Source organism: Paraburkholderia sp. GAS333, assembly GCF_050435665.1.
Classification (GTDB): Bacteria; Pseudomonadota; Gammaproteobacteria; order Burkholderiales; family Burkholderiaceae; genus Paraburkholderia; species Paraburkholderia fungorum_A.
The window spans coordinates 19,283-32,739 of sequence record NZ_JBNDKS010000011.1 but is presented as its reverse complement, the minus strand read 5'-3'; the positions used below and the strand labels follow the sequence as shown (position 1 = coordinate 32,739).

11 protein-coding genes are annotated in these 13,457 nt (G+C 60.1%); 9 read left to right on the top strand and 2 right to left on the bottom strand.

Annotation, left to right across the window (positions count from 1 at the left end):
• Window positions 1-576: 576 nt before the first annotated feature.
• The gene (locus ABH945_RS33530) at window positions 577-1,530 is read right to left on the bottom strand and encodes a carbon-nitrogen hydrolase family protein (protein ID WP_429253484.1); all 954 of its coding nucleotides are present in this window, start codon (window positions 1,528-1,530) and stop codon (window positions 577-579) included.
• Between the two features lie 493 nt (window positions 1,531-2,023).
• On the opposite strand from ABH945_RS33530, the gene merB reads away from it, so the two are divergent.
• Window positions 2,024-2,713 carry an organomercurial lyase gene (gene merB / locus ABH945_RS33525; protein WP_429253483.1) on the top strand — a complete coding sequence of 230 codons (690 nt, stop codon included), beginning with the start codon at window positions 2,024-2,026 and terminating at the stop codon, window positions 2,711-2,713.
• A gap of 80 nt (window positions 2,714-2,793) precedes the next feature.
• On the top strand, window positions 2,794-3,279 hold the full coding sequence (locus ABH945_RS33520) for a RidA family protein (RefSeq protein WP_429253482.1): 486 nt from the start codon (window positions 2,794-2,796) through the stop codon (window positions 3,277-3,279).
• 384 nt (window positions 3,280-3,663) lie between these two features.
• Here the strand turns inward: ABH945_RS33520 and ABH945_RS33515 are convergent, their stop codons facing one another.
• Window positions 3,664-5,394, bottom strand: coding sequence for a hypothetical protein (locus ABH945_RS33515; protein ID WP_429253481.1), 1,731 nt, complete (start codon window positions 5,392-5,394; stop codon window positions 3,664-3,666).
• 487 nt (window positions 5,395-5,881) lie between these two features.
• Between ABH945_RS33515 and ABH945_RS33510 the strand changes: the two genes are divergently transcribed.
• The 7 genes from ABH945_RS33510 to ABH945_RS33480 are packed head-to-tail and all read left to right on the top strand — an operon-like array spanning window position 5,882 to window position 13,402.
• Window positions 5,882-7,882 (top strand): TonB-dependent receptor, encoded by a 2,001-nt coding sequence (locus ABH945_RS33510; protein WP_429253480.1) that lies wholly within the window; start codon window positions 5,882-5,884, stop codon window positions 7,880-7,882.
• 14 nt (window positions 7,883-7,896) lie between these two features.
• Window positions 7,897-8,586, top strand: a complete 690-nt coding sequence (locus tag ABH945_RS33505; protein WP_429253479.1) for a MotA/TolQ/ExbB proton channel family protein — start codon at window positions 7,897-7,899, stop codon at window positions 8,584-8,586.
• A gap of 2 nt (window positions 8,587-8,588) precedes the next feature.
• On the top strand, window positions 8,589-8,987 hold the full coding sequence (locus ABH945_RS33500; RefSeq protein WP_429253478.1) for an ExbD/TolR family protein: 399 nt from the start codon (window positions 8,589-8,591) through the stop codon (window positions 8,985-8,987).
• Window position 8,988: 1 nt separating this feature from the next.
• Window positions 8,989-9,741: a TonB family protein gene (locus ABH945_RS33495; RefSeq protein WP_429253477.1), complete on the top strand. Its 753-nt coding sequence runs from the start codon at window positions 8,989-8,991 to the stop codon at window positions 9,739-9,741.
• On the top strand, window positions 9,738-11,300 hold the full coding sequence (locus tag ABH945_RS33490; protein WP_074771624.1) for an alkaline phosphatase family protein: 1,563 nt from the start codon (window positions 9,738-9,740) through the stop codon (window positions 11,298-11,300). Before ABH945_RS33495 ends, ABH945_RS33490 begins: the two co-directional genes overlap by 4 nt.
• Window positions 11,290-12,012: a response regulator transcription factor gene (locus ABH945_RS33485; protein ID WP_429253476.1), complete on the top strand. Its 723-nt coding sequence runs from the start codon at window positions 11,290-11,292 to the stop codon at window positions 12,010-12,012. The genes ABH945_RS33490 and ABH945_RS33485 overlap by 11 nt, the downstream gene beginning before the upstream one ends.
• A complete protein-coding gene (locus tag ABH945_RS33480) occupies window positions 11,999-13,402 on the top strand; it encodes a sensor histidine kinase (protein ID WP_429253475.1) in 1,404 nt (467 codons plus the stop codon). Before ABH945_RS33485 ends, ABH945_RS33480 begins: the two co-directional genes overlap by 14 nt.
• Window positions 13,403-13,457: the final 55 nt, after the last annotated feature.

Genomic DNA, 13,457 nt, shown 5'->3' with positions numbered 1-13,457 from the left:
TGCACAAGCACAGACGTTTCAGGAAGTGGAGACGGTTTTGTGCTGCAATGCTCTCGCCTATATATTGAAAATATATATAAGCTTTTGTGAGGTATAAAAGCCGGATTATATATTTATGCGGTTTCGGTATGGTAAAGATTACTTTTGATTTTCTAACCGAAACTTTTAAGAATATTTGGTCAAATGTCGTAGCACCCAAGGCGCCCATGATCCCCGGCGCGTTGGGCTTGCGCGACAATTGTCGGTGAACAGAAGGACCGAAAACCCCAATAAGGTTCTGCCCGCTTGACTAGCACCCGGCAAGTTTTCAGGCAGGTTTGTGCATCCCTTCGGTGTAAATCTCCACGTTAAGACTGGATGGTTGGCTTAATGAAAGGAGCGTTTCGGGGTATTTTGTGTTGCGAGACGCGTCAGGTATCACAGTGTTCACTCCTTCCAGCGTCACATTCATCGGCCGCCTGACGCTGGCCATTTCCCTCCAGGAGCCATTGAATACCGCACCCTGGCACCGGTCGAGCGATGGCGTGTTGCGCACCGCAAACGGAATTGGCGATTCGTTCAATCCCGCGTTGATCATCAGGAGCCTTTGCCAAATCCGTTTTTCTCGAACACCACGGGCGGCATCGCCGCTTCGTTGACATGCAGACAGAAGACGTCCGGGCGCGCGTAGTGACCTGCGACGTCAAAATCGTACTTCGACCGGGCAAGATCGTTGAGGTCCAGGTCTGATACGAGCAATGCATCCTGGTCGAAGAGAGGGCCAGCAATGAATTGGCCAAGCGGGCCGACTATGCAGCTTCCACCGCTCATCAAGACGGTGGAAGGATCGTTACCCTGGATGGCGGCGTAGTCGACTGGGCAATCCGAGCGGCGCAGATGCTGGCAGGCCGATAACACAAAGCACCGCCCCTCCAGGGCAACATGCTGCATGGAGGAAGCCCACGTCGGCCGGCTATCGGCAGTGGGAGCGCAGTAAATCTGGACGCCCTTTGCGTACATAGCCATACGCATTAATGGCATGTAGTTTTCCCAGCAAATGACTGCACCGAGCCTGCCGAACGGCGTGTCGAAAACCGGGAGGGTCGACCCATCGCCAAAGCCCCAGATCAGCCGCTCGCCACCTGTTGGCATCAGCTTTCGATGCTTGCCGAGCATCACGCCGTCCGGACCAAAAAACAACGCTGTGCAGTACAACGTGCCATGGTCTCGCTCGATTACACCGATCACGATGTACTGTTTGTGGTCGGCGGCAACCTCGCCCAACCGGCGAGTGCCGGGACCTGGAATATCGATCGCACTGTCGTAGTAGCGGCGATAATCGTCGCGCCCGGCAGCAGTTCTTCCACCAATTGTCGAGCCGAAATCGAGACCCTTTGGATAGGCCGAAACGAATGCTTCGGGAAATACGACAAGCTGAGTGTTCTGTCGTGCCGCGTCGGCGGCAAACATCGCGACTTTGTCGATAGTTCTGTCGGCATCGAAGACGACCGATCCCGATTGCACAACCGCGGCACGTAGTTCGTTTTGCATCCGAGTTCTCCACAAAACGCAGGATTCCAAATTGAAAACGTTTCGTTTCACCTGCAGATAGCGTGTACCCACGTATGCCGATCGCTCTCTTCTAAAGCTTGATCGCAACTGGTTTGAGCCGGATAGTTCGCCGATTGCGAACACGACTGCCCGGAGTCGAGGCCACTACAAGTATAGGTTGCCACCAGACAAGATCTGCTACCTGTTTGTCGGGATTTAACGAAAACGTTAGACGATTTCCCGTTCAAGCTTCAGAAGGAGTTCGAACGATGAATCCGACGGTCAACTCCTTCCGCGAACGCCTTGTCATTCCCCGGAAACAGTCCACAATACAGCGGAAGCGATTGCATGCGTGCCCCGTCTAACCGGCTGCCCGCCTGAACGGATCCAACCCCGCGCATGAGTTGCCGTTGGCAACATCCTCGCGGTCGTTGTTATCTAAACGGAGCATTTTTTCAAGACCTCCACCTGAGCGGCATTCGCCGCAATAATCATGAGCCAGCTGCAATTCGACTCGCTGCTTCACCACCATATCGTTACGACTTTCATCGAAGAAGGTCACGCGCCGACTAACGTGCAACTGGCGTCGAAGGTTGGGGTGAGCGTCGGCGACATCGAAGCTGGGCTAATGCGCCTTCAGGCTTCCCATGGCCTCGTGCTCCATCCCGATCGATGCGAGGTTTGGGTGATTCATCCGTTTACTTCGTCGCCTACGCACACCTGGGTGCAAGCGGGGAAGAAGGGATGGTGGGCTCCGTGTATGTGGTGCGCACTTGGTATAGCGGCTCTTGTTAAGGGACGACTGACTGTGCATACCCAGATCGGAGGCGAAGCGGAGTCAGTAAAAATAGATGTCGTGGATTCGGTTCCGTTGCAAACTGAACTGTTCGTTCATTTTGCTGAACCCCCGCGCAGCGCATGGAACAACGTTCATCACTTTTGCGCGCGCGTTCTTCCATTCCGATCTCCAGAAGATGTTGCCGACTGGGCAGCAAGACATCAGCTTCCATTGGGTGAGGTCATGCCGATTGCGCAACTCGCGGATCTGGCTCAGCGCTGGTATTCGCACCACGCCGACTCGGACTGGGAGAAATGGACGCCGGCTCAAGCCATGGAGATATTCCGCTCGACCGGTCTGGTAAGCGATTTCTGGAAGCTCGATAGTTCAGCCGAGCGCTACTAAACGCTTGCTGCAGGATAGGTAGTGGTTTTCGAACGTCTTATCGAGAGAGTTGACGGACGGTTCAGGATCAGGAGTCGGCCATGGATAGAATCGAAGCGAAGTTGGCGGCAATGGGTTTGGTCCTGCCGCAGCCACTACAGATGCCGGCATCGGTGCGTATGTCACTGCCTTTTGCGTGGGTACGGGTGAGTGGGAAGCGTGCGTTTGTTTCAGGGCATGTGCCGTTATGTCCAGATGGGACCATAGCGCAGCCCCTTGGTAGAGTCGGCGCCGAAGTCTCTCCAGATGAAGGTTATTCAGCTGCGCGACTAGTGGCGCTGGCCCAACTGGCAAGTCTCCAGAGAGCATTAGGTGACCTGGATCGTATTACAGCCTGGCTGCGCGTTTTCGCGATGATCAATGTCGCACCGGGTTTCGACCAGACGCCGCGGATCGCGAATGGCTTCTCCGATCTCATTGTTGAGCTATTCGGCACCGACGTCGGGACGCACGCTCGCTCCGCAGTCGGCATGGTGTTGCCTCTGGGCGTTCCTGTTGAATGCGAGGCGGAGGTTGAGATCGACTGACTGCACAGATCGTCTATCTGTGAAAGTGGCCCGGATCTATCACTGATTGCCGTCAGGCAGAGGTCGGCCCAGGTGACACTGATACGCTACCTGCCTTTGAACTTGCGGGGCCAGCCAGTAGAAAAGTTAGACTTGCGTGAAAGTCGCTTCCAACAGCCTCGGCTCGATGACTGACGCCATCCTCGAATTATTGGCACGTGTTGGAGCGGAAGTTGCCAGCTCGAAATGTAAGTTACCAACTGCGCTGCTCCCGCTAATTGTGGGCGCCGACAGCTGTTGCAGACGGAGAAGATTCAACGAGTTTCGGCGCGGGCCGGGACGCTATAGAGAAAGCAGTGGACAACTCTGGCCTGTCCACTGCTGTAGTTCAATACCAACTCAAGCTTAAGACTTCGGAACCATCGCAACGCCGCGCAGAGCCTGACCATATGGCGCAGTTTGCATCAACGTGAATCCAGTTGCCGAAGCCGCCGTCGAACCCGTGACGTTCAACGTGATCTTCACGAGCTGATTGGACTCCGCACCCGCATCGAACGCGCTACCCAGGCTAGATCCGATCGTGGAAGTCGTCGCGTAGATCGTGAACGAACCATCGCTGTTGACCTGCCCGGTGATATCGCGAAGGCCGTCCGTAGTCGTGGTGTAGCTCGCGCCCTTCACGCCATACACGCCGGTCGTATCCGTGATCGGATAGGCAGTGCCCAGATTGAGGCCGGCCGTGAGGTGTGCAATCGGCGCCCACGTCGTGCCGGTCTTCTGATAGATCCACAGGCCGCCGCTGCCCGACACCTGATCGCCGGCAACGCCGTCGCCTTCGTCGGCGACGAACATCAACGACGGGTTCGACGCTGGAATCCACATACCGAACGGATAGACGGTTCCTGTCACCTGGCTCGGCGATGTGAGGTTGGTCAGATTCGTCGCCAGTGCAGTGGTGAAGCCGGGCAGGATCGAAATCGCAGCGTTCTGCGGCAGTTGGCCGCCGTTCGCCAGCGCGGCCGTCGCACCTACCTGATACACCGTGTTCACGCCGTTGCCGCCGCTGCCCTTCGACGTGTAGACCGTGCCGTCCGGCCCAACGTAAAGACCGCGGAAGTTGGCGTCCTTGCCGGTCTTGTCCGCTGCCGTCGCGGGGGTCGTCGCGAGGCTGGCGATCGTGAAGCCGAACTGGTCGCCGGTCGAACTGCCATTGGTGATCGTGCCCATCGTCGCCAGCGAGCAGGCGGTGCCTGCGGGCGCGGTCGCGTAAGTGCCGGTGCCCGTGCCGGACTGGAATGCGCCGATGACCTGGGTGAACGCGCAACTGCTGCCTGCCGCGATGCTTTGAACGCCGCTCGACATGGACAGCATGTCGAGTATGGCGGTCGTCGGCTTGGGACTTTTGCCCGAGTTCCCCGCATTGCCGACAATGTAGTACATGCCGTTAGCGAGTACCGCCGACCGGCCGTTATTGCCCGCATACGCATTCGTGTTGGTGAACGACAGGCTGCTGTCGGCGAAGTTGAGCTGGGCGACGGTGCGATACGTAGGTGCGGCAACGTCGGTATTCGTCGTGTCGATCACGCCAGGCGTATTCGAGTTCGAAATGTCGAGTTGATCGGGCGACGTGTTGTAGCCGACGAAGGTCACCGATTTGCTGTCGAGCGATATATTCAGCGCCAACTCCGATTTCGACGCGAAGCTGGTCGCGAACTTCGCGCCATTCTTCGCGGCTTGGGCCGTGATATCGAGCGTTTGAGCCGCAGCACTCGCGCCGGGCGCCCACTGGTCGATATAAGCCTCCGAGGTGACGCCGAAGTTCGCATCGTTCGCGTCGTTGGTGAAGACGTTCGGGAACGTGCCGGGCGAGACGGCGCTGATCGGCGCGGCGTTGGTGGTGGTCGGCGTGGCGTTATACGGCAGCGTTCCTGTCACCGAGAAGGCCGGATCGTAGGCGGTGCGTGCAACCAGCAGATTGCCGGCGCTATAGGCGCTAGTCGATGTGGCAGGCGTGGTAGAGGAAGCGGGTGTGGGCGCTGAGGTGCTGGCGGGCGTAGACGAGTGGTTCGATCCACCGCATGCGGCCAGGAAGGAAACGACGGCTGCAATCGGCAAAAGACGGAGCGTGGTTTGCATTGATATTGTCTGCCTGAAGAAATGGGCGGTAAGGAAGTGCGTTGTGGACAATACAAAGCAGACGAGACGGTCGCATGAACCAAACATTACTAAGCTAAATTTTGGTTTTAATCTGAATCAGAGACCTGGACTTAAGGTTTCCTTCAGGAATTTATGCTGTCGATTTTTAAAAAAAACGTTCTACATAGTCGACTGCAGTACTTCGTCTTCTTTAATTAACTTCGTAAGCTAGACATCACGACCAATTAACGCCCTGTCTCTAGCATGTCCTCATTCGTTGATCGCACTACTGTCATTCAATCGAGGACGCAAATAAATGCTACGGGTCAGGTCGAATTTCCGAAAAAAACCGATTACGCAATTTGTTCTGGCTTCGCTCTGTGCGACTGGCGCACAGCTTTCTTTCGCACAGGCTCAAGGCGATCTCGGCTCTGTACAAAGCACGGCGACAACAACGGGCAACGCTGCCGCGAGCACCGGCAACAACGTGCAGTCGGCTCCGGCTCAAGCGCCTTCTCAGGGTTCGTTGAGCGCGACCGAGCCGAAGTCGATCATCAGCCGCCACTACATCGAGAACAGCACCACGCCGGCATCGAACTACAGTGACATCATCCAGATTGCGCCGAGCGTATCGGGCATCAATCCGAACGGCGCGGGGTTGATGGAATCACAAAGCCTGTCGATTCGCGGCTTTCAGGACGGTCAATATAACGTCACGTTCGACGGCATCCCGTTTGGCGATTCGAACGACTTCACGCACCACTCGACCTCATTCTTTTCGTCGCGAAATATCGGCTCCATTGCGGTGGATCGCGGTCCGGGCGACGCGTCGCAAATCGGCTTCGCAACGTTCGGCGGCACGATTGCCGTGCAGTCGGTAGAACCCTCGCTGACGCCGAAGTTCTCCGTGTTCGGTTCATACGGCAGTTTCAATACATGGACGAGCGGGGCCGAATTCAACACCGGCGACCTGCAACAATGGGGTGACGCGCGCGCAGTGGTCGGCTATAACCACGTGGGCAGTGACGGCTATCTGACCAACTCGGCACAGCGCCGCGACAGCTTCTTCTTCAAACTGGACAAGCCGATCGGCGATAACACGCTGCTTACGCTGTATGCCGATTACACGCGTATTCACCAGAACGTGTCCTTGGGTGCGACTGCGGCTCAGATCCGCCAGTTCGGGCCAGATTTTGGTCTCAATAGCGATCCGTCGAGTCAGTCGTATTACGGTTACAACTTCGACCGGATCAATACGGACTTCGAATATATCGGCCTGAAAACGAGTCTTGCGGACTGGAAGATCGAGAATAAGCTGTACACGTACGCTTATTATCACGACGGCTTCAACGGACTCGACCCGAACGGCGAAACCCCCAACGGTACGTCGTTCGGACCGGACAACGTGCCGGGCCAGCAAATGGCCAACAACTATCGTGCATTCGGCGACGTGATCGATGCACAGCGGCAACTCGGCCCCGGGAAATTGCAGCTCGGCGCGTGGCTCACGCATCAGTCGAATTTCCGCGACAAATTCAACGTGGACAGCTCGCTGAACTTTGCCTACGAGCAGACCAATTACTCGATGCACGACACGTTCCTCACGTTCGAACCGTTCATCCAGTACGAGTGGCAACTGGGGCACGGATTGACGCTCACGCCTGGCGTGAAGTATGTGTCGTTCAATCGCAGTATCGATTCGCCGATCAACCAGGGTTCGGGTGTCGCGGCGGATTTCAGCCACACGTGGACCAAGGTGCTGCCGTCGCTGACCTTGCATGAGCAGATCAATTCGAACTGGAGTGCGTATCTCCAGTACGCGCAAGGTTTTCTCGCGCCGAACCTGAACGTGTTCTATGTGCAGGACCCGTCCGTATCGGGTCAGCCCGATCCCGAGCAGACCGATAACTATCAGCTCGGCACGACGTATAAGAGCGACCGGCTCACGGTGTCGGCGGATATTTACTACATCAACTTCCGCAATGCAGTGACGAGCCGTACCGTGGGCGGCAACACAGTGTTCACGAACGCGGGCGGCGCGGTGTACAAGGGCGTCGAAACGGAAGCGACCTTTTACGCCGGTCTCGGTTTCAGCTTCTACGGCAACCTGACCTTCAATTCGGCGAAGCAGAAAGAGACCAATTCGTGGATGCCGAACGCGCCTCAATCGACCGCCGCGTTGGGCGTGCTCTATGAACGCGGGCCGCTGTACGGTTCGCTGATCACCAAGTTCGTCGGCCACCAGTTCGGCGATACCGGCGACACACAGCCGCTCGGCGGCTTCGCGGTCACCAACCTGTCCACCGCCTACACGATCAAAAGCCCGACACCGTGGATGCACAACACGCGCATCGGCTTCGAAATCGACAACCTGTTCAACCGCACCAGCATCAACGGACTGGCGGGCTACACCGCCGCCGACAACACACCTTTGTACTGGACGATTCCGGGCCGCGCGTTTGTCGCGTCGCTGTCCACCGACTTTTAACTGGAGACGAATTCATGAATACCGACAACCTGCTGCATCTCGCCAACGATTCGGGCGGCGTGCTCTATGTGATCGCCGCGATGCTGTTCGTCGCGCTGACGGTCATCGCTGAACGCTTCTGGTTTTTGCAGCGTGTGGCCTCGTCGGGTCATGCCGCGCTCGATCAGATCGATCGAATCGATCATCTCGACGCCGCGACGCTGGCCCGACTGACGCGCGACTACCAGGACCTGCCTGCCGCACAGCTGTTCGCAGCCGCTACGCGCTTGCAGAACAGCCAGGATCGTGACGAACTCGACGCCCGCTTCAACGAGGTCATCATGCGGCAGGCGCCGCGTATCGACCGCTTTCTGTGGGTGCTCGACACGATCGTGACGCTCGCGCCGCTGCTGGGTCTGTTCGGCACGATCATCGGCATGTTCAACGCGTTTCAGGTGCTGTCGAATCCGGGTAATGCGCCGACCCAGGTTACTGGCGGCGTCGCTGAAGCGTTGATTGCGACCGCCTCGGGGCTGTTCGTCGCGATGGTAGGGCTGGTGTTTTTCAATGGACTGCATAACCGCGTCCGGGCTGTCGTGCATCAACTGGAAACCCTGAAGGCGGCGCTCGTCAACCGCATGGCGCGGCACACGCAGGAGCCTGCGAAAGTGGAGCGTGACACGCCGCGCACGGTGTCGGGCCAGTTCGCGTCGCAGGGGGCGTGAGCATGAAGTATTTCGAAGTGCGCAAGGCACGCATCGAGATCATTCCGATGATCGACATCATGTTCTTCCTGCTGGTGTTCTTCATCATGATCACGTTGCACATGATTCCGAACGCCGGTCTGAGAACGCAATTGCCGTCGAGCGCGTCGACTCAGGCGCTGCCACCCGCGCAGGTGATGGTCACGCTCGACGACGACGGCGCGATGTCGGTCGACGGCAAGGTACTGAGCGCGAGCGCACTGACGGCGATGCTGGCGGCGCGTGCGGATGTCGCGCATACGTCGGTCACGATTGCGGGCTCGAAAGTCGCGCAGATCCAGAAGCTGGTCGCCGTGATGGACGCCTGCCGCGCGGCGGGGGTATCGCAGATCGCGCTGGCCGCCCAACCTTCGGCGAAATGAAATGGCAACGATTCCCGCTCGTGTCAGCGTGCCGGAGCGACAGCGGCTCTATCTCGCGGCGGCGCTCGCGCTGGTCGTCGAGGCAGGTGTGCTTGGTGGTGCTTATCTGATGGCGACGCATCGGCAGGTTGTGCCGATCGAGCCGCCGCCGACAGTGTTGTCGCTCGTTGCGGCGCCTGCACCGGCTCCAGTGACCGCGCCCGCTCCTGCGCCCACTCCTGCGCCAGAGCCGAAGCCTGTTGAGCGTCCGGTGGCTGCCGCGCCTCACGTCACGCATGCAATCGCACCGCGCGCGCGACTTGCGGCGGCATCGCCCAGAGTCTCACCGCAACCGGCAACGCCGCCGCGCGTGGCTCAGTCGATGACGCCGACCGAGCCGCAACTGCCGGTCACGCCGCCATCGCCATCGCCCGCACCTGCACCCGCACCGCCGCCGACGCCCGCCGTGCAGCCACCCGCGAGACCGAACGCCAGCTTCGAGGGCGCGCTGCGCGCAGCGATTCAGGCAGCGCTGAATTACCCCGAATCCGCCCGCATGAGCGGCATGGCAGGCCGCACCCGCGTGGCCTTCGATTACCGCGACGGCGTGGTGTCGAATGTACGCGTGGTCGGTTCCAGCGGCATCGGCCTGCTCGACCGCGCAGCACTCGCGGCGGTGTGCGACGCCGCGTATCCGAAGCCGGACGCCGCGTTCGCAGGAAAAACCTTATCCGAACAACTGTGGGTCACTTTCAATCTAAACGAGACCGAATGAAACCGATTTATTCCGCCCTTACGGCCGCCGTGCTGTTGTCCACTCTATCGATTGCGCGCGTGGCGAGCGCCGCCGCCACGCTGCCGTCTGACGCACCCGTGCAGCACGTTCTGCTGATCAGCGTGGATGGCCTGCATTCCGGCGATCTCGCCAACTTCATCGCAGCGCATCCCGACAGCACGCTGGCGAATCTCTCGAAGCAGGGCGTCGATTACACCAACGCTCATACCGTCGAGCCCGCCGACTCATTTCCCGGTCTGCTGGCGCTGGTCACGGGTGGCACGCCCGCCGTCACCGGCGTCTACTACGACGACTCCTACGACCGCGCGCTCGCCGCACCCGGCAGCGATTGCAGCCGCCTCGGCACGCGGGTTCGCTACGACGAATCGCTCGACAAGATGGGCGCGGACGGCCACGACATCATCGATCCCGCCAAACTGCCGCGCGACCCTCAACGCGGTTGCGTACCGGTTTATCCGCACGCTTACCTTCGCGTGAACACGATCTTCGAAGCGGTGCGCGACGCGGGCGGCTACACCGCGTGGACCGACAAGCACCCGACTTACGAACTGGTCGAAGGACCATCGGGGCAGGGCGTCGAGGATCTTTTCCTGCCGGAGATCGGCGCGAACTACGAAGGCCTGACTAACGTGTCGAGCAGCGCGATCACCGGTTCGCTCGGCAAGACGGAGGCGTATGACGAAATGAAGGCGCGTGCCGTTCTCAACCAGATCGACGGCAAGACGCACGACGGTAGTCGCTCCGCCGCCGTGCCGAATGTGTTCGGGCTGAACCTGCAGGCGGTGAACGTCGCGCAAAAGCTCTACGGCTATCGCGACGCCGACGGTAGCCTGACGGCGGGAGTCGATCGTGCGATCGGCCATGTGGATCAACTGATCGGGCAATTCGTCGGCGAACTGGACCGGCAGCATCTTCGCGACGGCACGCTGGTGATCGTGACGGCCAAACACGGCAACGGTCCGATCGATACCGCGCGTCTGGATAAGGTCGACGAGCGGCGCTTGCAAAAAGTGATCGACGACGCCGCACCGGGCGCGCTCGCGCAACTCACTACTGATCACGGCGCACTGATCTGGCTGCACGATGCCTCGGCGACTCAACGCGTCAGCGCCGCGCTGAAGGCCCGGGCGAACGCGCTCGGTATCGCCGACGTGCTCAGCGGCGAGCGTCTCGCGCAGCGCTTTCCGGCGCCCGCGCAGGACAGCCGCACGCCGGACATTGTGGTGGTGTCGCGCGACGGTGTCATATTCACGCCGCCAAAAGATGGCAAGCTGGCCGAACACGGCGGCTTTCATAACGACGATACGGCGGTCGCGCTGCTGCTCGCCAATCCGCATCTCGCCGACGCCGGCCGCCGCGTGACGTATCCGGTGTCGACGACTCAGGTCGCACCGACCATCCTGGCTGCGCTCGGCGTGCCGCCTGACGCGTTACAGGCGGTCGCGCAGGAAGGTACGCCGGTGTTGCCCGCCGCGACGTGGACGCCGCTGCGGCAATTGACTCAGGATCAACGGGGAACTCATCCACTTGGCAAGTGACAAGGCCGTCCCGCGGCTGTGCGGGAGTACGCCACGCGTGCTGGTCGTCGAAGACGACCAGCATGTCGCGCTCGAAATCGCGGCGGCGCTCGAAGACTACGGTTTCGAATCCGAATGCGTGGCGACCGGTCACAGCGGTTTGCTGCGTGCACTGAACGGCGACTTCGACGTCGTGGTGCTGGACCGCATGTTGCCGGACCTCGACGGCCTCTCGATTCTGGCGACCTTGCGCAACGTCGGCAAGCGGACCCCGGTGCTGATTCTCAGCGCGCTGGCCGCGGTCGACGAGCGCGTGCGCGGACTGCGTGCGGGAGGCGACGACTACGTCACCAAGCCATTCGACGGGCTGGAGTTGACCGCGCGACTGAACGCACTGTTACGCAGGCATTCGTCGGTGACGGGGCCATCGCTGCTGCGTGTTGGCGAACTGACGCTCGACCCCGTCACGCACGATGTGCAGCGCGGCGGCGAGGCGCTCGAACTGCAGCCGCGTGAATTTGCGTTGCTCGAATTTCTGATGCGGCACGCGGGGCAGGTGGTCACGCGCGCCATGTTGTTCGAGTCGGTCTGGAATTACCATTTCAATGCGCAGACCAACGTGGTCGATATGCACATTTCCAATTTGCGCCGCAAGGTGAGTTGCAATGGGCGCCTTCCGCCCATGATCGTGACGGTCCGCAACGCGGGTTACATCATCCATGCCGACAGCTAGTTCGACCTCACGCGTGAATGCAGGCAGCGTAGGCTGGCTGCTGGCGATCTTCGTCAGTTCGGCGGTGGCGTTATTCGCGCTGCTTTACTGGCTGACCAGCGGCTATCTGCTGCACGAAGTCGACGAGCGTCTGCGCGGCGAGGTCGGCGAATTCCATTCGATCGGCCGCACCGAAGCGATCGCCAGCATCGCTGCACTGAGCCGTCGCGATATTGCCAGCAGCCGCCCGTACGGTGTTTTCGATGCGGACCGCACATGGCTGGCGGGCAATGTCCCGCGTCTGCCGAACGAGCCGGATCGTCGGCCGTTCAATTACACGCAGACTTTCAAGGGCGGCGGCCGGACTACCGAGGGCCATTATCGCGGCATCATCGTGCCCACTACCGGCGGCGTGCGCATCGTGGTCGGGCATTCCATCGACGAAATTATGGAGTTCGACCGCACGCTGGTGAAGACCCTGTGTGCAGGCATGCTGCTGACCATTCTGCTGGCGATCGCGTGCGGCTTTGCGCTCAATCGCATTTCGAATCGCCGCATTCGTGCGCTCGGCGAGGCCAGTCGCGAGATCATGGCGGGCAAGCTCGACCGGCGCCTGCCGACGCGCGGCACGAGCGACGATCTCGACCGGCTGGCGTCGATCGTCAACACGATGCTCGACGAGATCGAACGGTTGGTTCAGGAAGTGCGCGGCGTATGTGCGGGTATTGCACATGACTTGCGAACGCCGATGACCCAGTTACGAGCAGGCCTCGAACGCGCGGGCAGACGTGCGCGCACCACCGGGGACTACGCGTTGGCGCTCGATAACGCGATTGCGCAATCGGACGTGGTGCTCAACCGCTTCACGGCCTTACTGAGGATCGCGGAGATCGAGGCAGACGGCCTTCAGGCGAGCTTCGCGGCGGTGTCGCTCGATCAGGTATTGCGCGATGTCGTCGAACTGTACGAACCGCTTGCCCAGGAGCGTGGTTTGACGATGACACTGCACGCGTCGGCACAGGTCGCGGTGATCGGCGATGTCGACCTGCTGTTTGGCGCGGTCGAAAATCTGCTGGACAATGCGTTGAAGTTCACGCCGCGAGGCGGCGAGATCACGCTCTCCGTGCAGCAGGCCGACGAGTTCGCGCTGCTCCAGGTGAATGACACGGGCCCCGGTATCGAAGAGGGGGAACGAGAGGCGGTGTTGAGGCCGTTTTACCGCAGCGGTGCCAGCACGACGCAGACCACATCGGGGCACGGCCTTGGCTTGAGTCTCGTGGCAGCGGTCGTACGTGTTCACGGCGCGAGCATCACGATCGGCGATAACGCGCCGGGTTGCGCGATTTCATTATGCTTCAGGCTTCGTCCGGCTTTTGCAACATTACCTCAGTGCCTGGCGCTCTGTTCCTGAAACGGATCGGCACGTTGTGCAGGTTCGCTCCCGGGCGAGCGATGGCTCGGCCGTG

Coding starts and splice junctions, on each gene's coding strand:
- ABH945_RS33490 (WP_074771624.1), top strand. CDS start 9,738: ATGAAACCGATTTATTCCGCCCTTACGGCCGCCGTGCTGTTGTCCACT.
- ABH945_RS33520 (WP_429253482.1), top strand. CDS start 2,794: ATGGATAGAATCGAAGCGAAGTTGGCGGCAATGGGTTTGGTCCTGCCG.
- ABH945_RS33505 (WP_429253479.1), top strand. CDS start 7,897: ATGAATACCGACAACCTGCTGCATCTCGCCAACGATTCGGGCGGCGTG.
- ABH945_RS33515 (WP_429253481.1), bottom strand. CDS start 5,394: ATGCAAACCACGCTCCGTCTTTTGCCGATTGCAGCCGTCGTTTCCTTC.
- ABH945_RS33500 (WP_429253478.1), top strand. CDS start 8,589: ATGAAGTATTTCGAAGTGCGCAAGGCACGCATCGAGATCATTCCGATG.
- ABH945_RS33530 (WP_429253484.1), bottom strand. CDS start 1,530: ATGCAAAACGAACTACGTGCCGCGGTTGTGCAATCGGGATCGGTCGTC.
- merB (WP_429253483.1), top strand. CDS start 2,024: ATGAGCCAGCTGCAATTCGACTCGCTGCTTCACCACCATATCGTTACG.
- ABH945_RS33480 (WP_429253475.1), top strand. CDS start 11,999: ATGCCGACAGCTAGTTCGACCTCACGCGTGAATGCAGGCAGCGTAGGC.
- ABH945_RS33495 (WP_429253477.1), top strand. CDS start 8,989: ATGGCAACGATTCCCGCTCGTGTCAGCGTGCCGGAGCGACAGCGGCTC.